At 69.1% G+C, this 22,246-nt stretch carries 21 protein-coding genes; 10 read left to right on the top strand and 11 right to left on the bottom strand.

The annotated features are described in order from the left end of the window. The first annotated feature begins 19 nt into the window (after nt 1-19). From purB to BG28_RS04245, 3 genes are all read left to right on the top strand, one after another. Entirely contained in the window at nt 20-1,465 is a 1,446-nt protein-coding gene (purB, locus tag BG28_RS04235; protein ID WP_051500970.1) for an adenylosuccinate lyase, read from the top strand. Between the two features lie 7 nt (nt 1,466-1,472). Continuing rightward, nucleotides 1,473-2,105 (top strand): sugar O-acetyltransferase, encoded by a 633-nt coding sequence (locus BG28_RS04240; protein WP_084479425.1) that lies wholly within the window; start codon nt 1,473-1,475, stop codon nt 2,103-2,105. A gap of 121 nt (nt 2,106-2,226) precedes the next feature. After that, nucleotides 2,227-2,637 (top strand): VOC family protein, encoded by a 411-nt coding sequence (locus BG28_RS04245; RefSeq protein WP_036474483.1) that lies wholly within the window; start codon nt 2,227-2,229, stop codon nt 2,635-2,637. A gap of 65 nt (nt 2,638-2,702) precedes the next feature. On the opposite strand, the gene BG28_RS04250 is transcribed toward BG28_RS04245, so the two are convergent. From BG28_RS04250 to idi, 6 genes are read right to left on the bottom strand one after another with little or no spacing between them, the layout of a single operon-like run. Continuing rightward, nucleotides 2,703-3,569 (bottom strand): prenyltransferase, encoded by an 867-nt coding sequence (locus BG28_RS04250; RefSeq protein WP_036474484.1) that lies wholly within the window; start codon nt 3,567-3,569, stop codon nt 2,703-2,705. Continuing rightward, nucleotides 3,566-3,904, bottom strand: a complete 339-nt coding sequence (locus BG28_RS04255) for a lycopene cyclase domain-containing protein (RefSeq protein WP_036474486.1) — start codon at nt 3,902-3,904, stop codon at nt 3,566-3,568. The genes BG28_RS04250 and BG28_RS04255 overlap by 4 nt, the downstream gene beginning before the upstream one ends. Next, complete coding sequence (locus BG28_RS04260) at nt 3,905-4,261, bottom strand: lycopene cyclase domain-containing protein (RefSeq protein WP_036474487.1); 357 nt, start codon at nt 4,259-4,261, stop codon at nt 3,905-3,907. Between the two features lie 6 nt (nt 4,262-4,267). Then, nucleotides 4,268-5,917, bottom strand: coding sequence for a phytoene desaturase family protein (crtI, locus tag BG28_RS04265; protein ID WP_036474489.1), 1,650 nt, complete (start codon nt 5,915-5,917; stop codon nt 4,268-4,270). Next, nucleotides 5,917-6,792, bottom strand: coding sequence for a squalene/phytoene synthase family protein (locus BG28_RS04270; RefSeq protein ID WP_036474491.1), 876 nt, complete (start codon nt 6,790-6,792; stop codon nt 5,917-5,919). Before BG28_RS04270 ends, crtI begins: the two co-directional genes overlap by 1 nt. Then, nucleotides 6,789-7,361, bottom strand: coding sequence for an isopentenyl-diphosphate Delta-isomerase (gene idi, locus BG28_RS04275; RefSeq protein ID WP_036474492.1), 573 nt, complete (start codon nt 7,359-7,361; stop codon nt 6,789-6,791). Before idi ends, BG28_RS04270 begins: the two co-directional genes overlap by 4 nt. A gap of 207 nt (nt 7,362-7,568) precedes the next feature. Here idi and BG28_RS04280 point away from each other — a divergent pair, with 207 nt between their 5' ends. From BG28_RS04280 to BG28_RS04300, 5 genes are all read left to right on the top strand, one after another. Continuing rightward, on the top strand, nt 7,569-9,038 hold the full coding sequence (locus tag BG28_RS04280) for an SDR family oxidoreductase (protein WP_036474493.1): 1,470 nt from the start codon (nt 7,569-7,571) through the stop codon (nt 9,036-9,038). Nucleotides 9,039-9,188: 150 nt separating this feature from the next. Further along, nucleotides 9,189-9,923 (top strand): fasciclin domain-containing protein, encoded by a 735-nt coding sequence (locus tag BG28_RS04285; RefSeq protein WP_036474495.1) that lies wholly within the window; start codon nt 9,189-9,191, stop codon nt 9,921-9,923. Between the two features lie 177 nt (nt 9,924-10,100). Further along, nucleotides 10,101-10,709 (top strand): sigma-70 family RNA polymerase sigma factor, encoded by a 609-nt coding sequence (locus BG28_RS04290; protein ID WP_036474496.1) that lies wholly within the window; start codon nt 10,101-10,103, stop codon nt 10,707-10,709. After that, nucleotides 10,706-11,587, top strand: coding sequence for an anti-sigma factor (locus tag BG28_RS04295; RefSeq protein ID WP_036474498.1), 882 nt, complete (start codon nt 10,706-10,708; stop codon nt 11,585-11,587). Before BG28_RS04290 ends, BG28_RS04295 begins: the two co-directional genes overlap by 4 nt. A gap of 48 nt (nt 11,588-11,635) precedes the next feature. Then, a complete protein-coding gene (locus tag BG28_RS04300; protein WP_084479426.1) occupies nt 11,636-13,321 on the top strand; it encodes a molybdopterin-dependent oxidoreductase in 1,686 nt (561 codons plus the stop codon). On the opposite strand, the gene BG28_RS04305 is transcribed toward BG28_RS04300, so the two are convergent. Further along, nucleotides 13,308-14,516 (bottom strand): pyridoxal phosphate-dependent aminotransferase, encoded by a 1,209-nt coding sequence (locus BG28_RS04305; protein ID WP_036474499.1) that lies wholly within the window; start codon nt 14,514-14,516, stop codon nt 13,308-13,310. The genes BG28_RS04300 and BG28_RS04305 overlap by 14 nt on opposite strands. Nucleotides 14,517-14,542: 26 nt before the next feature. Here BG28_RS04305 and modA point away from each other — a divergent pair, with 26 nt between their 5' ends. Together modA and BG28_RS04315 are read left to right on the top strand one after the other, a co-directional pair. Beyond that, a complete protein-coding gene (gene modA / locus BG28_RS04310) occupies nt 14,543-15,364 on the top strand; it encodes a molybdate ABC transporter substrate-binding protein (RefSeq protein WP_036474500.1) in 822 nt (273 codons plus the stop codon). Then, entirely contained in the window at nt 15,361-16,164 is an 804-nt protein-coding gene (locus BG28_RS04315; RefSeq protein ID WP_036474501.1) for an ABC transporter permease, read from the top strand. Before modA ends, BG28_RS04315 begins: the two co-directional genes overlap by 4 nt. On the opposite strand, the gene BG28_RS04320 is transcribed toward BG28_RS04315, so the two are convergent. From BG28_RS04320 to BG28_RS04335, 4 genes are all read right to left on the bottom strand, one after another. After that, nucleotides 16,127-18,568, bottom strand: a complete 2,442-nt coding sequence (locus BG28_RS04320) for an excinuclease ABC subunit UvrA (RefSeq protein WP_036474502.1) — start codon at nt 18,566-18,568, stop codon at nt 16,127-16,129. The two genes, BG28_RS04315 and BG28_RS04320, sit on opposite strands and share 38 nt — an antisense overlap. A 71-nt stretch (nt 18,569-18,639) precedes the next feature. Then, nucleotides 18,640-19,911: a 23S rRNA (adenine(2503)-C(2))-methyltransferase RlmN gene (gene rlmN / locus BG28_RS04325; RefSeq protein ID WP_051501026.1), complete on the bottom strand. Its 1,272-nt coding sequence runs from the start codon at nt 19,909-19,911 to the stop codon at nt 18,640-18,642. Nucleotides 19,912-20,110: 199 nt separating this feature from the next. Continuing rightward, nucleotides 20,111-21,112 (bottom strand): siderophore-interacting protein, encoded by a 1,002-nt coding sequence (locus tag BG28_RS04330; protein ID WP_084479428.1) that lies wholly within the window; start codon nt 21,110-21,112, stop codon nt 20,111-20,113. Beyond that, nucleotides 21,109-22,152: an iron-siderophore ABC transporter substrate-binding protein gene (locus BG28_RS04335; protein ID WP_235180960.1), complete on the bottom strand. Its 1,044-nt coding sequence runs from the start codon at nt 22,150-22,152 to the stop codon at nt 21,109-21,111. Before BG28_RS04335 ends, BG28_RS04330 begins: the two co-directional genes overlap by 4 nt. Nucleotides 22,153-22,246 lie beyond the last annotated feature (94 nt).

Genomic DNA, 22,246 nt, shown 5'->3' on the forward strand with positions numbered 1-22,246 from the left:
TCATGAAAGAATCGAGGCCATGGCCCATTCCATTGATTCCGCTGCGTCCACCGTCTCTCCGACCCGCGTCCGGCTCGCTGACGCGCAGCCGCAGATCGCACTGGGCGCCCTGGACGGCCGCTACCGCGGCGCCGTGGCGCCGCTGGTGGATCACCTCTCCGAGGCGGCGCTGAACCGGCATCGCATCCATGTGGAGGTCGAATGGTTCATCCACCTCTGCGCCGAGCAGGTGCTTCCCGGGCTCCCCGCGCTCACCGAGGAGCAGGTCAGCGGGCTGCGCGGAATCGTCACCGAATTCGGCACGGCGCAGCTCGAAGAGCTGGGCGCCATCGAGGCGCAGACCCACCATGACGTGAAGGCGGTGGAGTACTTCATCGCGCGCCGGCTCGAGGGGCTGGGGCTGAGCGAGCTCACCCCACTGGTGCACTTCGCCTGCACCAGTGAGGACATCAACAACCTGTCCTATGCGCTGGGGATCCGCGACGCCGTGGCCGAGGTCTGGCTGCCCGCGGCTCGCACCACCCTGGAGGGGCTGGCGACGCTGGCCCAGGACGCCGCCGAGGTGCCGATGCTCTCGCGCACCCACGGACAGCCGGCCACCCCGACCACGCTGGGCAAGGAGGTCGCGGTCTTCGTGCACCGGCTGCGCCGCCAGCTGCGCCGGATCGAGTCACAGGAGTTCCTGGGCAAGATCAACGGCGCCACCGGCACCTACGCCGCGCACCTGGCCGCTGCCCCCGAGGCCGACTGGCCCGGGCTGGCGCAGCGCTTCGTGGAGAAGCTGGGCCTGACCTTCAACCCGCTGACCACCCAGATCGAGTCCCACGACTACCAGGCCGAGCTCTACTCCGATATGGCCCGGTTCAACCGGATCCTGCACGGGCTCTGCGTGGACGTCTGGAGCTACATCTCCATCGGGTTCTTCCGGCAGATCCCGGTGGCCGGAGCCACCGGCTCCTCCACGATGCCGCACAAGGTCAACCCGATCCGCTTCGAGAACGCCGAGGCCAACCTGGAGATCTCCAACGCGCTGCTCGACGCGCTGGGCGCCACCCTGGTGGAGTCCCGCTGGCAGCGCGATCTCACCGACTCCTCCGGCCAGCGCAACATCGGCACCGCGATGGGCCACTCGGTGCTGGCGCTGAGCAATATGAGCAAGGGGCTCAACCAGCTCGACGTCGCCGCCGAGGTCATCGCGGCGGATCTCGACGCGAACTGGGAGGTCCTCGGCGAGGCGATCCAGACCGTGATGCGCGCCGAGGCGATCGCGGGCGTGGAATCCATGGAGAACCCGTACGAGCGGCTCAAGGAGCTGACCCGCGGCCGCCGGGTGGATGCGGAGAAGCTCAAGGAGTTCGTCACCGGACTCGGACTGAGCAAGGAGGCCGAGGCCCGACTGGCCCAGCTGACCCCCGGCGGATACACCGGCCTGGCAGCCGCGCTGGCCGAGCAGTTCGGCCGCTAGGCGCCCCATGGGCCGCAAAGCTTTTGATGACGGAGCCTTCGATCAGGAAGCCTTCGATCACGGGGCCTTCGCCGATGACCACCGGACCCAGTATCAGCGTCTGCGCGACGGGCACTGGTACCGGGCCGATGCGGAGATCCTCGAGCGGGCCTCGGCGGCTCATCGGCTGGCTCACCGCTACAACCAGGCCGCGGCCCAGGGCGAGGACGACGCTGCCGCCGCGCTGCTGCCACAGCTGATCGGTGAGCTCGGTGACGACGTGGCGATCCGCGCCCCGTTCTCGGTGGACTACGGGGCGCATATCTCCATCGGCGACCGGGTCTTCATCAACACCGGCCTGGTGGCTCTTGACGTCGCCCCCATCCGGATCGGAGCCGACTGCCTGCTGGGGCCCAATGTGCAGCTGCTGACCCCGATCCACCCGGTAGAGCCGGGCCCGCGACAGCAGAAGTGGGAGTCAGCGGAGCCGATCACCCTGGAGGAGAATGTGTGGCTCGGCGGCGGCGTCATCGTCTGCCCCGGAGTCACCATCGGTCGCAACGCCGTGATCGGAGCAGGCGCCGTGGTGACCCGCGATATTCCTGCGAACTCCGTGGCCGTGGGCAACCCCGCGCGGGTCATCCGGCAGTGCGAGAGCTGAAGCACCGCGGAAGCCGGTCTGGCCGCGGAGCTGCGGTCGCCGGGCGCCCAGGTCTTCCCCCGCGCTCGATCCCAGGTCAGAATGGCGAGGTCCCGCTGAGATCGACCACGGAAGGCTCACCATGACCATCGGCCTGACCCCCTACCTGCAGTTTCCCGGAACCGCCCGCCAAGCGCTGGAGTACTACCACACGGTCTTCGGCGGCGAGGTCGGGATGATGACCTACGCCGAGGGCATGGGCGCCGAGGATGAGACCAAGGACCTGATCATGCACGGGTCGCTGTTTCTCGATCGGGGCATCCACATGATGGCGGCCGACGCGCCTCCAGGCATGTCCAGCGTGCTGGGCACGGTGTCGCTGAGCAACAGCGGAGCCGACGACGCCGAGCATAGAACCCTGGTGCAGTGGTGGGAGAAGCTCTCCGAGGGCGCGCAGATCACCGAGCCGCTGGCCAAGTCACCCTGGGGCGACAGCTTCGGGATGCTCACCGACAAGTTCGGGGTCCCCTGGATGGTCAACGCGTCGCACTGAGCGGCGTCACGGCGCGCAGCTCCCCAGGGTGCAGAATCAACGCGCGCAGCTCCCCGCGTGCAGCCTCACCAGATCCAGAACAGCATCAGGGTGGCCAGGAGGCCGCAGCCGTAGTTCAGCCAGATGAACCGTCGCCAGGAGGAGTTCACCGCGGCGGAGGTCTCGTCGGTCACGTTGAACCAGGGCAGCGAGATGGCGATGTAGGGGATCACCAGCAGCGCGGCCAGCGGGGTGGGCCAGTGACCCAGGAGCAGCAGCGCCCCCGCTGCGGCCCACAGCAGCACCGCCATCCGCACGGTGGAGCGGGCCCCGATCGCGGTGGCCACCGAGGAGATCCCGGCCTCACGGTCCGGCACCACGTCCTGGACCGCGCCGAAGGCGTGGGCGGCCATCCCCCATAGGAAGAAGGCTCCCAGGATGATCATCACCGTGGGCCCGGGAGTGAAGCCGAACCGGTCATGGGCCAGCGCGAACCCGACCACGGCGGGGCTGACGAAGTGGGTGCTGGAGGTCAGCGAGTCAAGGAACGGGCGTTCCTTGAAGCGCAGCCCCTTCACCGAGTAGGCGGCGACTGCGAACAGGCTCACCAGCATCGCCACCCAGGTGGCGGGGCCGCCGCCGAGCATCAGCAGCAGCGCCGGCGGCACCGTGCTCAGCACCGAGATCCACAGCACGGGCGCGTGCAGCGAGGGATGCAGCAGCGCACCCTCGATGCCGCCCTTGCGCGGATTGCGCAGGTCGGATTCGTAGTCGAAGACATCGTTGATCCCGTACATCGCCACGTTGTAGGGGACCAGGAAGAACAGTGCGCCGAGCAGGAGCACCCAGTCGATCTCCCGCACGGCGAAGAGATACGCGGCGGCGAAGGGAAAAGCGGTGTTGATCCAGCTGAAGGGACGCGAGGAGAGCAGAAGCTGACGGATAAGGCTCAATCAGTCACCCGCTCGGCGACGGGCTCAGCACCGCGACCGGGCTCCGTGGGCCGGCGCCGGCGCAGCAGGTGCCAGGCGGCAGGCAGCAGCAGCACCCCGGCCAGCGGATAGCTGAAGTCCTCCAGCGGCGCGAGGCCCAGGTAGAGGCCCATCAGGTGCTCGTGGCCGTAGCGCACGATGTCCAGCCCGATGATCACATTGTCGAAGACCGCGGTGAGACTCAGCAGCACGACGGTGCTCAGCGCCACCGCACCCCAATGGATGCTTGCGCGCAGCAGCACCGCGGCAAGCACCGCGGGGACCATGAAGGCCAGGCTCAGCCAGAGGTACGCCATCTAGGAACCCCCTGCAGCACGTGCGCCCGAACGGGCAAGCTCGGCCCTGTGCCGCAGCAGCTTCGCGGCCCCGGTGTAGAGGATCATGGTGCACAGGCTCAGAAACGCCAGGAACACCGGTTCCTCCAGCGGCATCTCAGGTCCGAGCACGACGCCGGTGAGGTAGCGGCTCTCACCCATCAGGAAGATCCCCAGCCCGATGCCGGCGACGTCCCAGAGCAGGAAGAAGACGACGCCGAGCAGGGTCACCGCCGCGGCCACCTTCGGGTCAGCGAAGAAGAAGAGCCGGAAGCGCCGATCGATGAGCAGCATGCAGCAGGCCGCCAGCAGCAGCCCGGCGAGATACAGGAAAGACACGCTCGCTCAGCCCGCCTTCCTGACCGTGCCAGCACCCATCGACTCAGGGCTCAGCGGACCGGCGCTGTAGTCCCGGCGCATGTGCTTGAGCACCAGCTCCGCGCTGATCAGACACATCGGTACACCGATCCCGGGAGCCACGGTGCCCCCGGCGTAGTAGAGCCCGCGCACCTTCGGTGAGACGTTCTGCGGGCGGAACATCGCGGACTGCCGCAGCGTGTGGGCCTGGCCGAGCACCGAACCCCGCCAGGAGTTGTAGTCGGCCGCGAAGTCGGCCGGCCCGATGGTCTCGCGCAGCACGATCCGGTCTTCGAAGTCCTCGATCCCGGCCCAGCCCCCGATCTGCGCGATGGCGGCCTGCGCGATGGCCTCGACGGCCGGGTCCCCGGCACCGTCGCGGCCACCGGCTCCCAGGGAGACATCCGCCGGGACCGGGATCAGCACGAAGAGGTTCTCGTGACCCTCCGGCGCCAGGCCCGGCTCGCTCGCGCTGGCCCGACAGACGTAGGAGGAGGCCGGGGTCGGGACGGAGGGGTTCGCCCCGAAGATGGACTCGAAGTTCGCGGTCCAGTCCCGGGTGAAGAACAGCGAGTGATGCGCGAGCTCCGGGAGCTCTCCACGCACGCCGAGCATCACCAGGACCGCGCCGGGACCGGAAGTGACCTTCTCCCACCAGCCCTCGGGGTAGCTGCGGTCCGCCTCGGAGAGCAGCCTGGTCTCGGTGTGGTGCAGATCCGCGGCGGAGACCACATGATCGGCGTGCTCGGTGTGCACCCGGCCCGCGGCGTCGCGCCAGCGCACGCCGGTGGCCACGCGCTGCCGGCCGGTCTTGAACCTGGAGCCGAGGCGGGACCCGGATGCGGATCGAGGGTCTGCTTCCGTGAGGATCTCGGTGACCTCTGCCCCGGTGGTGATCTGCGCCCCGGCACCTTCGGCCAGCCGTCGGAAGCTCGCGAGGACCTCCCAGAATCCACCCATCGGGTAGCGCACGCCGTCGTCGAGGTCCAGGGCGCTCATCAGGTGGTACATCGCCGGCGCGTCCTGCGGGCGAGTGCCCAGGAAGACCGCCGGGTAGCCCAGGATCTGGCGCAGCACCGGGTGCTTGAACCGGCGCTGCACGAAGCGCTCCAGCGAGGTCAGCAGCAGCTGGGCCAGCTCCGGAGCGGATTTGAGCACCTCGGGCACTGCCAGGTTGTTCAGTCGTTTGAACGGGTTGTAGAGGAAGCGTCGCTCGGCGATCTCGGTGGTGCGCTTGGCCGAGGCGATGTATTTGTCCAGGGCCGGACCGCTGCCGGGCTCCAGCTCCTCGAAGAGCGCCCGCACCCGGTCCGCGCCCTTGGGCAGGTCCACCGGGGCCGGCGGCGCCTGGCCGGGTTCAGGCTCGGAGTAGACCCTGTACGCGGGGTCCAGGTCCACCAGGGTGAGCTGCTCCGCCGCCGTCGTGCCCATCAGGTGATAGAAGTGCTCGAACACCGAAGGCATCAGGTACCAGGACGGGCCGGTGTCGAACTGGAATCCGTCCTCGGCCAGCATCCCGGCGCGGCCGCCGGTGCGGGGTCCCTTCTCCAGGACCAGGACGTCATGGCCCTCTCGGGCCAGCAGCGCGGCGCTGGCGAGTCCGGCGACTCCGGCGCCGATCACTATGGTGCGTGGCATCAGTGGGTCTCCAGTCGGGTGGTCAGGGCGGCCCGGGCGGCCAGTCCTGCTTTGCAGGCGTTGGAGACCCGGACCCGTGAGTGGTAGAGCTCCTGCACCGGGGTCGAGGCGATCTTCTCCAAGAGCGCCTCGAAGAGCGCACAGGCGCTGCGCACCGCGGTGCGCGCGTCGCGCGGGAGCAGCGGCATCGCGGCCCGGGCCTCGGCGAGCTGCATGCGCACAGTGTCCACCCAGGCTTGGCATTGTTCCTCGGTGAGTCCCTCGCCGCCGCCCAGATAGTCTCGGCCCAGCTCATCGGTGTCCTCGGCGAGGTCGCGCAGGAAGTTGATGTTCTGGAACGCCGCGCCCAGCGCGCGTGCACCGCTGATGAGGGTCTCGCGTTCGGCTGCGCTGCGCCGCTCCTCGCGCAGGAACACCTGCAGGCACATCAGCCCGATCACCTCGGCGGAGCCGTACACGTAGTCCGCGTGCTCGGCGGCGCCATAGGCGGCGGGCTCGAGATCGGCGCGCATCGAGTCGAAGAACGGGTCGATCAGATCCAACCCGATCTGGGACTCGATGGCGGTGCGCGCGAAGGCATGGACCACCAGGTCGGTGCTGTAGCCACGGCTCAGCGCGCGTCGGGTCTCCTCGGCGTAGCGCTCGAGCGCCTCGGCCTTCTGTGCCGGGTCCAGTCCGGCCGCGCTGGCGGCGCCGTCGACGACCTCGTCGGCGACCCGGACCAGGGCGTAGATGCTGCGCACATGGCTGCGGTGGCGCGGGCCCAGCAGCCGGGTGGCCAGTCCGAAGGAGGTGGAGTACGAGGAGATCACCCGGTCTGCCGCGGCGCGCGCGGTGGAGGTGAAGTGCTCTGCCGGGTCGGTGGGTGCGCTCACGCGGGGGCGCTCCAGCCGCGCTGCTCCGAGCCGCCGAGCGCCGCCATGGCCTCGAGCTGCTCGACCATCCAGGGGCTGAACGCGAAGGGCGCACCCGCCACGGCGCGCTTGACCGCGTCCAGGTCAGCCCACTGCCACTGGCTGACCTCATCCTCCACCGGGGCAAGCTCCGAGGTCAGGACCGCGGTGAAGACCGGGCAGATCTCGTTCTCCACGACGCCGCTGGCATCCACCGCGCGGTACCGGAACTCCGGCAGCGTCGCGCGGATCTCGGTCAGCTCCGCGCCGAGCTCCTGGCGGGCCCTGCGGCGGACCGCCTCGGTGAGCTCCTCCTGCGGGCCGGGGTGTCCGCAGAAGCTGTTGGTCCAGACACCGGGCCAGGTGGTCTTCGACAGGGCCCGGCGGGTGAGCAGCAGCCGGCCCGAGGTGTCAAAGAGGTAACAGGAGAACCCTAGATGCAGCGGGGTGTCGAAGGTGTGCACCGTGGCCTTGAGGGCGGAGCCCACCGGCGCTCCGACCTCCGAGAGAAGGACTACGTGTTCCTGCGTCGAGGACGAGCCTGAGGTCATGGATCGAGCATATCTACTGAAGCGCCTCGTGTGCGGGACCCGTCACACTCGCAGCGCGGATAAGACGTGACCCCCACGAGGAGCTGACTCGCAGAGGACTTACACAGAGTCCGCGCAGAGGACGATGTTAGATTGACCGCTACGTGCCGCGGCACGGCCAGCACGCCGATGACGCCGCGCAGATCTTCGAGCGAGGACGTGGGCCAGATGGCAACAGCAGCGGTGACCGGAGCAACTGGATATATCGGAGGACGGCTGGTGCCCCAGCTGCTCCGCGCAGGACACGAGGTCCGAGTGCTCACGCGGCGCGCCGAGGCGCTGCGCGACGTTCCCTGGCGAGACGAGGTCACCGTCGTCGAAGGTGATCTCACCGACCCCGAGGCGGCCCGGGAGCTCTGCGAGGGCGCCGACACCGCGTATTACCTGGTCCACTCGATGACCTCGGACCGCAGCTTCGAGGAGCTCGACGAACGCTGCGCCGAGGTGCTGGGCAGCGCGGCCAAGAACGCCGGCGTCGACCATATCGTCTACCTGGCCGGCCTGCACCCGGACACCGCCGAAGGTGAGCTCAGCGCCCACCTGCGCTCCAGGGTCCATGTCGGCGAGGTGCTGGAGTCCAGCGGCGTGCCGACCCTGACCCTGCAGGCCGGGCTGGTGATCGGCTCCGGCTCCGCCAGCTTCGAGATGATCCGCCACCTCACCGACGTGCTCCCGGTCATGCCGGCACCAAAGTGGGTGCTCAACCAGATCCAGCCCATCGCGGTGCGCGACGCGCTGCACTACCTGACCCGCGCGATGGACATCGAGCTGAGCTCCAGCGTCCGGGCCGACATCGGCGGACCCGATGTGCACAGCTACGCGCAGCTGATGAAGATCTACGCCCGCACCGCGGAGCTCAACGAGCCCCGGGTGATCGCGCTCCCGGTGCTCACTCCCTGGCTCGCCGCCCAGTGGGTCAACCTGGTCACCCCGATCCCGCGCACCCTGGCGATCCCACTGGTGGAGTCGCTGCAGCACGACTGCGTGGTCAAGGACCAGATCATCGACGAGATCATCGCCCCGCCCGAGGGAGGACTCACCGACTACGAGACCTCGGTGCGGCTCGCCCTGGACAAGATCTCCGCCGATCGGGTGGAGACCACCTGGGCCGCGGCCCATCCGCTGGACGTGCCCTCGGAGTCCCTGCCCTCGGACCCGGAATGGACCGGACGCTCGGTGCTGGTCGACGAGCGCGAGCGGATCTCCACCGCCTCCCCCGAAGCGGTCTTCGCGGTCATCGAGGGCATCGGCGGGGAGACCGGATACTTCTCGCTCTCCCGCGCCTGGGCGCTGCGCGGCCTCGCCGACAAGCTGGTCGGCGGCGTGGGCATGGGACGTGGCCGGCGCAGCCGGGGTCAGCTCGCGCTGGGCGACACCCTGGACTGGTGGCGCGTGGAGGATCTGGAACGCGGCCGGCTGCTGCGCCTGCGCGCCGAGATGAAGGTGCCGGGGCAGGCATGGCTGGAGTTCGTGGTGGAGCCGGAGGGAACCGGTTCCCGCTACCGGCAGCGCGCGATCTTCTTCCCCCGCGGCCTTGCCGGTCGCGCCTACTGGCTGGGCGTGACCCCCTTCCATGCCATCATCTTCAAGAAGATGGCGGCTCGGATCCTCGCCGAGGCCGAGCAGGCGAGCGTCTGAGACCGAACCGGATCGGTGGGGTCCAGAAGATTTTTCGCAATTCCACCATCCGATCCTGATCTCGCTCCGAACTCTGCGTACATGGCCTGGTCGACACCACGATCAGTGGCTGTGAACCAGACCAACGTGCGACCAACAGGAGATTCAGTCATGAAGACCGAGATTCGTAAAACCTCTTCCCTGCTCGGCATCGGCATGGTGGCCCTGCTCGGCCTCAGCGCCTGCGGCGACAGCGCGGAGCCGGCAGAAGAGACCGACCAGGAGATGACCGAAGAGACCGAGGGCACCGACGCCGAGGCCACTGAGGAAGAGCCCATGGACGAGGAGTCGATGGAGGAAGAGGAGCCCATGGACGACGAGTCCATGGACGAATCTGACCCAGCGGCGAACCTGGTCGGCGCCTCCTGTGAGGCATACGCCGAGGAAGTCCCCGAGGGTGAGGGCTCCGTGGGCGGCATGGCCCAGGATCCAGTGGCCACCGCAGCCTCGAACAACCCGATGCTGACCACGCTGACCGCAGCAGTCTCCGGTGAGCTGAACCCCGATGTCGACCTGGTGGACACGCTCAACGGTGACGAGTTCACCGTGATCGCTCCCACCGATGACGCTCGCGGCGAGATCCCTGAGGAAGACCTCAACGCAGTGGTCGAGGATGCCGACATGCTCACCGAGGTGCTGACCTACCACGTCATCCCCGGCCAGCTGTCCCCCGATGAGATCGCCGGTGAGCACGAGACCGTCAACGGCGCGACCGTGACCGTCGAGGGCGAGGGCGATGACCTCACCTTCGACGACGCCGGCCTCGTCTGCGGCGGCGTGATGACCGCCAACGCCACCGTCTACATGGTCGACGCTGTCCTGATGCCGGCAGCTGCCGAGGAGTGATCCTCGCTGGGAGCGGTCGTTGAAGACCGTTCCTGACCAGGCCTGAATCGAAGACGGCGGCGCTCGGCACCCACCCATCTGTTGGGGTGCGGACGCCGCCGTCCTCGGTTGCGGTCACACAGCGGCCGGAACCGTTGGATGCAGAGATCACCCTCCGGGGTGTGGCATCCTGTGGGGATGCATGAGACAGGAAATCTGGGGTCTGCCGCCGAGGGCGTGCATGCTCCGGTGGATGCCTCCGCGGATCCCTGCGGTGCTCTGCTGCTGAAGATTCAGCAGGGTGATGAGCTCGCCTTCGAGCAGCTCTACCGGGAGCAGGGTTCGATCCTGTTGGCCACCGCGCTGCGAGTGCTGCGGAACAGATCGCTCGCGGAGGAGGTTCTCCAAGAGATCTTCACCGAGGTCTGGGTCAACTGTCACAGCTACCGCGCGCAGGTCGGCACCGGACGCGCATGGTTGACCACCATGTGTCGGCGCCGCGCGATCGACCGGGTCCGAGCGGTACAGGCCCAGCAGAACAGAGACTTCACCCAAGGGGTGAAGGAGGCCCACGTGGTGGAGCCCGACGTCCAGGACACAGTCCTCACTCAGGTGGAGGCGGCCCGCGCGCAGACCGCGCTGCAGACCCTTCCCGAAGAGCAGGCCACCGCCATCGCGATGGCCTACTACCAAGAGCTTTCACACTCCGAGATCGCGCAGCGACTTGATGTCCCACTCGGAACCGTGAAATCTAGAATACGAGACGGCATGCGAAGACTGAGGGCCCAGCTAGGAGGTGCCGGATGAACGCCGATCGCGAATACCTGGCAGCTGGCCTTGCCCTCGGGACGCTGGCAGACGCCGAGATGCTCGAGGCCCTTGACCTCGAAGCCGCCGACCCCGATTTCGCCGAAGCTGTCGCGTCCTTCCATGAGACGCTCGGACTGCTCGCCGAGACCGACGACGCCATCGCCCCCAGCGCCGAGACCTCCGCGGCGATCCTGAACATCCCGCGCCAGCACCAGCAGGCCGTTCCGGAGCGGGCGGCTCATACCGCCGACGCTGCCCAGGCTGAGACCGCTCACGCCTCGACCCCTGATTCCAAGGCCATCGACGCCACGACCCCCAGCTACACGACCCCTGACGCCACGACCCCCAGCTCCAAGAGCCCCAGCTCCACGGCCCATGACACCGCGAGCCCGGCTCGCCGTCGGCGTCCGAGCACCGCGCTCTTCGCCCTGGCCGCCTCCACGCTGCTGCTGATCTCCGCCGTGCTTGCGGGTGCGCTGATCAACCAGCAGCAGGACACCAGCCAGATCGAGGACTCGCTCACCGTGGCCGAGGCCGAGCGCGAACGTGCTGAGCGGCTGCTCAGCGCCTCGGATCTGGCCTTCATCGAAGCCGAGGTGACCGTGGGCGGGCAGCTCAATCTGGCCTACTCGGTCTCCGAGCAGATGCTGCACCTGACCCCGCACGATATGCCCGAGCTCGACGAGGATCAGACCATGCAGCTGTGGCTGATCGATGAGGAGGGCCCGCGCAGCGCCGGCCTGATGACCGGTGCAAGCACCGAGCTGCTGACGGACCTCCCGATGACCCAGGACATGACCTTCGGGGTCACCGTGGAGCCTGCGGGAGGCTCCGAGGAGCCGACCAGCGACCCAGTGGTGCTCGCGGATCTATAACCTGGGCTCGATGACCATCCAAAGGCGCTTCCGCTCCGAACTCAGGACATGACCGAGACAGTGCACGAGACCCCAGGAACCACCGGCCGCGGACACTCACGACCGCCCACACGCCGGCGGCAGGTGATACCGCACCTGATCGCTGGGGTCCTCGCCGCCGCGATCTTCCTCGGTGTGGCAGATCTGATCTCTCAGCTCTTCGGCCCGGCGTCCTCACCGCTGGTCTCGCTGGGCTCCACGATCATCACGCTCTCCCCCAGCTGGCTGCAAGACTTCGCGATCTCCTACTTCGGCAGCAACAACAAGCTGGTGCTCTACCTCAGCATGGGCGTGGTCGGGATGATCCTGGCCGCCGCGATCGGGGCACTGGCTCGACGCAGCCTGCGCCTGGGCGCGATCCTGTTCTCCGCCGTCGCGCTGGTCCTGCTGATCGTGGTGCTGCTGCGGCCCGAGAGCTCCCCGCTGGACGTGGTGCCCACGCTGATCGGCGCCGGGCTCGGCCTCCTGAGCCTGCTGCTGCTCAGCGGCGCCGCCACCGGCCTCACCCGGGCGGTGGCGGCGGATCGTGTGGATCAAGCTGACCCTGTGGACCGGGACCGCCCGGCGCGGACCCGGCGCGCCAGCACGAGCCGTCCCAGCACCGAGGACGAGCGTGCCCACTCCCGGCGTCGCTTCCTGAGCCTGGCTGCCGTGGGGACCGCCGTCGCCGCCGGCTCGATCACCTTCGGACGCTCGGTCAATGCCTTCGGCGTGGGCGCCGGAGAGGCGGCGGCACGCCTGGTGCTGCCCACTCCCGCGGTGCGCGCCCCCGCCATCCCAGCCGGCGCCAGCGTCGGCGTGGACGGGGTGCCTCCGTTCATCACCCCGAACAGCGACTTCTACCGGATCGACACCGCGCTGGTGGTCCCGGAGCTCTCACCTCAGGACTGGACGCTGCGGATCCACGGCCTGGTCGAGGAAGAGGTCACGATCGACATGACCGAGCTGCTCGACCTGCCGCTCGAGGAGCACCACATCACGTTGGCCTGCGTCTCGAACCCGGTGGGCGGAGACCTGCTCGGCAACGCCACCTGGCTGGGCTACCCGATCCGCGAGCTGCTTGCCCGGGCTCGTCCGCTGGGCGAGGCCGATATGGTGCTCTCCCGGTCGATCGACGGCTGGACGGCGTCGACCCCGCTGGAGGTGCTCACCGACGAGGACCGCGCCTGCCTGCTCGCGGTGGGCATGAACGGCGAGCCGCTGCCCGCCCAGCACGGCTACCCGGCCCGGCTGGTGGTCCCAGGCCTCTACGGCTACGTCTCGGCCACCAAATGGGTCACCGAGCTGGAGGTCACTCGCTTCGACGCGGAGACCGCCTACTGGACCGACCGCGGCTGGGACGCCGAGGGACCGATCCTGGTCGCCTCCCGCATCGATGTGCCCCGCCCGCTGGCCCGGGTCTCCAGCGGCGAGGAGCTCGTCGTCGCCGGCAGCGCCTGGGCCCAGCACGAGGGCATCGAAGCCGTGGAGCTGCGCCTGGACGACGGCGAGTGGGAGTCCGTCGAGCTGGCCGACGAGGTCAACATCGACACCTGGCGGCAGTGGCGCCACACCTTCGCCGACGTCGAATCCGGACGGCACTCGGTGTCGGTCCGCGCGATCAACGCCGCCGGGGAGACCCAGACCGATGAACGCCGGGACCCGATCCCGAACGCCGCCACGGGTCAGCACCGGATCGAGTTCAGCGTGGAGTGATCGGCTGCGCAGCAGGCTCGACCTGCTCCGCCTGGAAGGCAAGGATCCGGCGCAGCCCCTCCGCGACCACCGCCTCCCCCGGGGCCAGGCTGAGCCGGACCCAGTGGTGTCCCGCCACAGGATCGAAGTCGGTGCCCGGCACGACGGCGACGCCGGCGCTCTCCAGCAGCGCCGCGCAGTAGCTCGGGGAGTCCTTGAACCGCCGGAGCTGCTCGCCCAGGTGGGCGTAGACGTAGAAGGCGCCATCGGCCGGGGCCACCTCGCCCCAGCCCAGTTGTGGAATCAGTCCCAGCACCCGCTCCCGTGCCGCGGCATACCCGCTGACCTGGGAGGCGGCGAAGTCGAGCGAGGCCGGCGTGAAGGCCTGCACGGCCGCAAGCTGGGTGGCGTGCGGCGGACACAGTGCCACATTGCCGGCGAGTCTGGAGACCGGATCCACCAGATGATCGGGGAGCACCATCCAGCCCAGTCTCCAACCGGGCATCCCCCAGTACTTGGAGAAGGACGAGATCACCACGGCCTCCTGGCCCATCTCGGCGGCGCTCACGTTCTCCGCCCCATAGCTGATTCCGTGGTAGATCTCATCGCTGATCAGCTGGACCCCGTGATCGGCGCACCAGGCGGTGAGCTCAGCCAGCTGTCCGCGTCCGACCATGGTGCCGGTGGGATTCGCCGGGGAGGCCAGGATCAGCCCCGCCAGACTGTCGCCGGCGTCGAGCTGTGCCTGCAGCTGGGCGATCGTCGGCTGGAAGCGCTCATGCGGGCCGCAGTCGAGGTCCACCACCTCGATGCCGAGCGCGGTGAGGATGTTGCGGTAGGCGGGGTAGCCGGGACGGGCCAGCGCGACCCGGTCCCCCGGATCGAAGGCCGCCAGGAAGCTGAGCATGAAGGCTCCGGAGGACCCGGTGGTGATCGCGATCCGCGAGGGCGGCACGGTCACCCCGTACCAGTCTGCGTAGTGCTGGGCGATCGCCTCCCGCAGCGGGGCGATCCCCATCGCAGCGGTGTAGTTGAGCACCGTGTTCTCCGCATGGATCGCCGCGGCGGCCTGGTTCACCCCCACTGGGGCCCCGGAGCCGGGCTCCCCCGCGGTCAGCGAGACGACATCCTTTCCGGCGGCGCGCATCACATCGATCCGGGCCAGGATGCTCATCACCTCGAATCCGGGCACCTGTGATCTCTGCGAGGGCATCATCGCTCCAGCCTATAGACTCACTGCCTATGCGCCGCTCAGCCAGGACCCGACTGCTCCCCGGCGCGCTGCTGCTGGTGCTGCTCTCCGGCTGCGCGAATTCCCCGGATTCAAGCGCCCCGGATTCAAGGGCCTCCGATTCAGACACTCCCGACGCCGAGACCGGGCAGCCGCTGCGGGTCTTCGCGGCCGCCTCGCTGCAGCAGGTGCTGGACCCCCTGGTCCAGGAGTTCACCGAGAGGACCGGCGCCCAGGTCCAGCTCAGCTCCGCGGGCTCCGCCGACCTGCTCTCGCAGCTGGAACAGGGCGCTGAGGCAGACGTCTTCATCCCGGCCGACGAGCCGACCATGGAGCGTGCCCAGGACGCCTCGCTGATCCAGCAGGCCCCCTCGGTCATCGCCTCGAACACCCTGGTCATCGCGGTGCCTTCGGGCAATCCCGGTCGGATCGGAACCTTGGCGGATCTCGCCGACCCGGAACACGCGCTGGTCCTCTGCGCCCCCCAGGTCCCGTGCGGCACGGTGGCGCAGCAGGTGGCACAGGCTGCTGGGGTGGCCCTGGCTCCGGACAGCGAGGAGCTGGCGGTCACCGATGTGCTGGGCAAGGTGCGCAGCGCCGAGGCCGACGCCGGCCTGGTCTACTCCACCGATGCGCTGCGCGCCGGTGCGGAGGTCGAGACCATCCTCATCGAGGAGGCCGCCGAGTTCCCGAACCGGTATCCGGCGGCCGTGCTGGCCGAAGCCGAGCAGCCGGAGCTCGCCGGGGAGTTCATCGAGCTGCTGCTCAGCGAGTCCGGCCAGTCGGAGCTGGAGCAGGCCGGGTTCAGCCCGGCACCTGAGGCCTCCGGATGAGCCGGCGACCAGCCGGCGGGGCAGCCTTGCCGCGCTGGGTCCTGATCCCCGCCGCCGCGGCCGCGGTGTTCATCCTGCTGCCCATCCTCGCTCTGCTGACCCGGATCGAGCTCGCCGAGCTTCCCAGCCTGCTCAGCTCGGAGGCGGCGCTGTCCGCGCTGTGGCTGAGTCTGCGCACCGCAGTGGCGGCCACGCTGCTGTGCACCGTACTCGGCGTGCCGCTCGCCCTGGTGCTCAGCCACGCCACCTTCCGCGGCAGCGGGATCCTGCGCACCCTGATCCTGCTGCCACTGGTGCTTCCCCCGGTGATCGGGGGCATCGCGCTGCTGAACACCTTCGGCCGGCAGGGACTGCTCGGTGAGAGTCTCGAGCTGCTCGGCGTGCAGATCGCATTCTCCACCGCTGCGGTGGTGCTGGCGCAGACCTTCGTGTCGCTGCCGTTCATGGTGATCGCCGTGGAGTCGGCGCTGCGCGGGGTGCAGAAGGAGGTGATGGAGGCCGCCGTCGTCGACGGGGCCGGGCCCACCCAGCTGCTGCGCAGCATCGTGCTGCCGCTGATCCTCCCTGGGCTGGCCTCCGGGGTGGTGCTGGCCTTCGCCCGTTCCCTCGGCGAGTTCGGCGCGACGATCGCCTTCGCAGGAAGCCTGCAGGGAGTCACCCGCACGCTTCCGCTGGAGATCTACCTGCAGCGTGAGACCGATCCGGATGCGGCCGTGGCGCTCTCGGTGCTGCTGATCCTGGTGGCGGTGGTCGTGATCGGTCTCACCCGGCCACGTACCGCCCCAGATGCTCTGCGGTGAGCGTCTGGCCCTGGGCGATCAGCTGCGCCGGGGTGCCGGTGAAGACCACCCGGCCGCCCTCGGTGCCCGCGCCCGGGCCCAGGTCGATGATCCAGTCGGCGTGGGCCATCACCGCCTGGTGGTGCTCGATCACCACCACCGAGGTCCCCGAGTCCACCAGCCGGTCGAGCAGTCCCAGCAGGTTCTCCACGTCGGCCAGGTGCAGCCCGGTGGTGGGCTCGTCCAGCACGTAGACCCCACCCGGGTCGGCCATCTTGGTGGCCAGCTTGATCCGTTGCCGCTCGCCTCCGGAGAGGGTGTTCAACGGCTGTCCCAGCCGCAGGTAGCCGAGTCCGACGTCGGCGAGTCGGGTGAGGATCTTGGTGGCGGCGGGCAGCCGGGCGGCCCCGGCGGAGAAGAACTCGACCGCCTGGTCCACCGAGAGGTTGAGCACCTGGCTGATGTTCAGCGCCGCGCGTCCCCCGGCTCCGTCACCGGCTCCGGCTCCGTCTCCGGCTCCGTCTCCGTCTCCGGCTCCGTCTCCGGCTCCGTCTCCGTCACCCAGCGTGTACTCGAGCACCTCGCGGCGGAAGCGGCGCCCCTCGCAGTCCTCGCACGGGCTGGCCACGGTCTCCATCACACCCAGCTCGGTGTAGATGACCCCTGCGCCGCCGCAGGTGGGGCAGGCGCCCTCGGAGTTCGCGCTGAACAGCGCCGGCTTGACCCCGTTGGCCTTGGCGAAGGCCTTGCGGATCGGCTCCAGCAGGCCGGTGTAGGTCGCGGGATTCGAGCGGGAGGAGCCCTTGATCCCGCTCTGGTCGATGAAGGTCACGCCCTCGCGGCCGGCGAGGCTGCCCTCGATCAGCGTGGACTTGCCCGATCCGGCCACTCCGGTGATCACGGTGAGCACCCCGGTGGGGATGTCCACGTCGACCTCACGCAGGTTGTTGCGCCGGGCCCCGCGGATCTCCATCGCCCCGGAGGCCGAGCGGACCCCGTCCTTGACCTGCGCCCGGTAGTCCAGGTGCCGGCCGGTGAGCGTGTCGCTGCCGCGCAGGCCCGCCACGGTGCCCTCGAAGCAGAGCTCGCCACCGGCCTCCCCGGCTCGGGGGCCCAGGTCCACCACATGGTCGGCGATCTCGATGGTCTCGGGCTTGTGCTCGACCACCAGCACGGTGTTGCCCTTATCGCGGAGTCGCAGCAGCATCGTGTTCATCCGGTCGATGTCATGCGGGTGCAGCCCGATGGTCGGCTCGTCGAAGACATAGGTGATGTCGGTCAGCGCCGAACCCAGGTGCCGGATCATCTTCACCCGCTGCGCCTCGCCGCCGGAGAGCGTGCCGGCGGGCCGGTCCAGGCTCAGGTAGCCCAGTCCGATGTCGATGAAGTGCTCCACGGTCTCCAGCAGCGAGGCGCGCAGCGGAGCGACCGCTGGTACGTGGAGCTCACGCAGCCATTCGGCAAGGTCGCTGAGCTGCATCGCGCAGACCTCGGCGATGCTGCGGCCCGCTACGCGCACCGATCGGGCCAGCTCGCTCAGCCGGGTGCCCTCGCAGGCGGGGCAGCTCACGAAGGTGACCGCGCGGTCCACGAAGGCCCGGATATGCGGCTGCATCGCGTCGCGGTCCTTGGCGAGCATGGACTTGCGCAGCTGCGGAACCAGGCCCTGGTAGGTCATGTTGATCCCGCTCATCTTGACCTTCTCCGGCTCCCGGTGCAGCAGGTCGTGGCGCTCCTGCTCGGAGTAGTCGCGCACCGGCTTGTCCGGATCGAAGAATCCGGATTCGGCATAGAACTTCACCGACCAGCCGCCGGCCTTGTACCCGGGCACGGTGATGGCGCCCGCATTCAGCGAGAGCGACTCGTCGATCAGCTGGGCGATGTCGATGTCGTTGATCTGCCCGCGACCCTCGCAGCGCGGGCACATGCCGCCGGTGATGCTGAACTCGCGGCGCTCCTTGGTGGTCTCACCGCCGCGTTCAAAGGTCACCGCGCCGGCTCCGCTGATGCTGGCCACGTTGAAGGAGAAGGCCTGCGGGGATCCGATCTTCGGCTCCCCGATCCGGCTGAACAGGATCCGCAGCAGCGTGTAGACATCGGTCACGGTGCCCACGGTGGAGCGGATGTTCGCGCCGAGGCGCTCCTGGTTCACCACGATCGCGGCGGTCAGGCCCTGCAGGTCCTCGACCTCGGGCCGACTCAGGCTCGGCATGAATCCCTGCAGGAACGCGCTGTAGGTCTCGTTGATCATCCGCTGGGACTCCGCGGCGATGGTGCCGAAGACCAGCGAGGACTTCCCCGAGCCGGAGACCCCGGTGAACACGGTCAGCGCCCGCTTCGGGATCTGCAGGCTGAAGCCCTTGAGGTTGTTCTCCCGCGCGCCGATGACCTCGATGACGTCGTGGTGGCGAGCGGGGTCGTTCATCTCAGTCCCTCGATCTCAGTCCCTTGATCTCAGACTTCTCTGGCTGTTCTTCCGTCGCCGTTCTTCCGCCGCTACTCTTCCGCGGCGGCGAGCTGGCCGCAGGCGCCGTCGATCTCCTTGCCCCGGGTGTCGCGCAGCGTGGTCGGCACCCCGAGGGACTCGAGCCGGTTCACGAAGGCGCGCATCACCTCGGGCTCCGAGGAGGTCCAGATCGAGCCCGGCGTGGGGTTCAGCGGGATCGGGTTCACGTGCACCCAGCCGCGGCCCCGGGCGTTGAGCTTCTCGGCCAGCAGCTCCGCACGCCACTGGTGATCGTTCATGTCCTTGATCAGCGCGTACTCGATGGAGACCCGCCGACCGGTGGTCTTGTAGTAGTAGTACGCGGCGTCGATGGCTTCATCGGCCTTCCAGCGCGAGTTCACCGGGATCAGCTCGTCGCGCAGCTCATCGTCGGGGGCGTGCAGGCTCAGCGCGAAGGTGATCGGCAGGTTCTCCTCGGCGAGCTTCCGGATCGCCGGGACCAGCCCCACGGTGGAGATGGTGATCCCGCGGGCGCTCATCCCGAGGCCCTCCGGGGCGGGGTCCACCATGCGGCGCACCGCGTTCATCACGCGCTTATAGTTCGCCAGCGGCTCGCCCATCCCCATGAACACGATGTTGGAGACCCGCTGTGGGCCCACACCCGAGGACGACGACGCGCCCTTGCCTGCGGCTGCCGACTCCTCGGACTCGGCGAAGTCGGTCTCCTCGCCCAGGGCTGCGTGGTCCGCCTCATCAGCGATCTCCGCAGCGTTGGGGGCGTCGAGCTCCCCGGCGGCGATCGCCCGGTTGGCCTGGACGATCTGATCCACGATCTCGGCGCTGGACATGTTTCGGGTCAGCCCGTTCTGCCCGGTGGCGCAGAAGGGGCAGTTCATCCCGCAGCCACACTGCGAGGAGATGCACAGCGTGATCCGGCTGCGATAGCGCATCAGCACCGACTCGACCATGGCGCCGTCGAAGAGCCGCCAGAGGAACTTGATCGTGGCGCCGTCGTCGGTCTTGAGCCGGCGGACCTCGGTGAGCAGCGGCGGCAGAAACTCCTCGACCAGCTGCTCGCGGGTCTCCGCGGGCAGATCGGTCATCTGCTCCGGGTCTGAGGTGTAGTGCCGGAAGTAGTGCACCGAGAGCTGCTTGGCGCGGAAGCCGGAGATGCCCAGCTCCTTGGCGCGCGCGGTGCGCTCATCCAGGGTCATGTCCGCCAGGTGCTTCGGCGGCTGCTTGACCTTGGGCTGGGCGAACTGCAGCTTCGGCCGGCCCTCGGCGTCCATGGGCTGCTGCCAGCCCTCGGCCTTGGGCCGGATCTGCGGCCGGGCCGAGTCGACGGGCGCCCCGGCGGCCGCTGTTCTGGGCGCCCGGCACCGGAGCGGGCCGAGCCCTGCTTGGGCGCGGAGCTGGACGGTTCGGGGCGTGGGTTCTTCGAAGGTGACATCGCATTGATTGTCCCACGGGCGCGGGTGTTCCGGTATGCCCGCTCCGCAGTCCACCTGGCAGCCGGTGCGCTCAGCTGGCGCGGCCCTGTTTCCAGTAGCCCATGAAGGAGACCTGCTTGCGGCTGAGCCCGATGTCCTTGACCAGATGTCGGCGCAGACCGGTGATCACCCCGGCCTCCCCGGCCAGCCAGGCGTACTCGCGGAAGCCGTCGGCGTCGCCGACCTCCCAGAGCAGGTCTCCCTCGGCGAGCTCAGCGAGATCCTCTGCGCCGGAGGGCGCACCCACCGGTTCACCGCGGGTCGGCTGCCAGGAGGAGCGGCGCTGGGCGAAGATCTCGGCGCGACGCCGGCCCCAGTTCTGCACCGCGCTGGTCAGCGGCTCACCGCGCGGGGCGCCCTCTCGGGGCAACCAGTAGATCTCCACGCCGGAGCGGTTGACCACATCAAGGGCATCCGCCCGGGTGGGTATCTCCAGGTAGGCCTCGCCATGGATCCGTTCGGGCAGCGTCTCCAGGATCGCGCAGATCGCGGGCACCGCGGTCTCGTCCCCGGCCAGCAGGACGTCCCGGGCGGTGTGCGGGTTGAACTCGATGCCGCCGCCGGCTCGGGCGGAGCGACCGTCGGGGCCGATGATGACCAGCTCATCGCCGATCTCGGCGCGCATCGCCCAGGCGGAGGCCGGGCCCTCGGTGCCGTGGACCACGAAGTCCACGTCGATCTGGTGCTCCCGGGGGCGGATATTGCGCACGGTGTAGGTCCTGATCGGATTGCGCTGCGCCTCGGGAAGCTGACGCCAGGTGTTGTACCAGGCCATCATCTCCGGCTGCGGCTCCTGGAAGAGCCCCAGCTCGGGCAGCGTCCCGTCGGCGCGAGGCAGCAGCAGCTTGATCCGCTGGTCCAGCCCACCGGTGTGGAAGTGGCGCAGCTCCTCGGCCTCCAAGGTGAAGCGCAGGTAGTTCGGGCTCAGCCGCTGGAGGTCCGCGACGACCGTGGAATACGCGCGCTGCGGATTCAGCGTGGCGGCCCCGGCTGCGGGCTCCACCAGTGCGGCGCGGCTTGAGCGCAGACTCATGGCCCCACAGTCCCCTCGATCTCCGGGGCGAGCTCCTCCAAGGCGTAGATCTGCGCCTCGGGGGTGCCCAGCGAGAAGGCGTTGGCCAGGTCGCCGGTGATCACCAGGTCTCGGCCGTCCTGCACCGCGGGGATGCTCAGCCAGCCGGCGTCCTCGGTGATCTCGGTCTCCTCGATGAAGATCGGGAACCCGAGGAGCAGGTCGGCGTCGAGCAGCTCGAGCTGCTCGTCAGAGATGTTCACGCTGAACTCGCCCTCACCGCCGAGCTCGGCGATCTCGGGGTTCTGCTCGAAGCCGAGATCCTCCAGGAAACCGACCCGGCCGTCGGCCTCGGTATAGGCGCCCCAGCCCTCAGCCGTCCGGGTGGCCACCGTCACGGACTGGCCCTCCCACTCTGGATTCTCCTGCGCGGCAGCCGCGAAGGCATCCTCCTGCTCGGTGAGCATCTCCTCGCCGGTCTCTGGCTGCCCCAGGGCGGCGGCGATCATGCGCACCTGCTCCTCGGGCTCGGTCAGGTAGTTCGCGCCCTCGGGGGCCACTCCCACCGTCGGCGCGATCGAGCTCAGCCGGTCATAGCGCTCCTGGTCGCCCGAGCTGCGCACGTCCAGGATCAGGTCCGGTTCCAGCGCGGCCACCGCCTCATAGGAGAGCTCCAGCGTGCCGAGCATCTCCGGGGATTCCGTATAGGGGTTCTGCACCCAGGGGCCGATGCCGTCCGGGTCTTCGAAGCCGAGCCAGTCCGAGGCGCCCACCGGTTCGACGCCGAGATCCAGCGCCACTTCAGCGTCACCCCAGCCCAGGGCGACGACTCGCTCCGGCGCCTGCTCAATGGTGACCTCGCCGAACTCGGTCTCGATGCTCGCGGGGTAGGCCCCGGCCGCCCCCTGGGCCGGCTCGCCGCCGCCCTCCTCGGTGCCGCCCTCCTGCTCGGAGGAGTCCGCACAGCCGGAGAGAAGCAGTGCGGCGGTCGCTGCCAGGGCGATGCCGGCCGAGGCTGAGCGCCGCGCGTGAGAACCAGCCAGCTGGCGAGATCCGTTCAAGAGGATGCTCCTAGTGATGAAAGGATGTGAGGGTGGCCTGTGGCCACCCATCAAGAATAGATCAAATTAGAACACAAGATAGTACCCATTTCCG

This window comes from Nesterenkonia sp. AN1 (genome assembly GCF_000582475.1).
GTDB lineage: Bacteria > Actinomycetota > Actinomycetes > Actinomycetales > Micrococcaceae > Nesterenkonia > Nesterenkonia aurantiaca.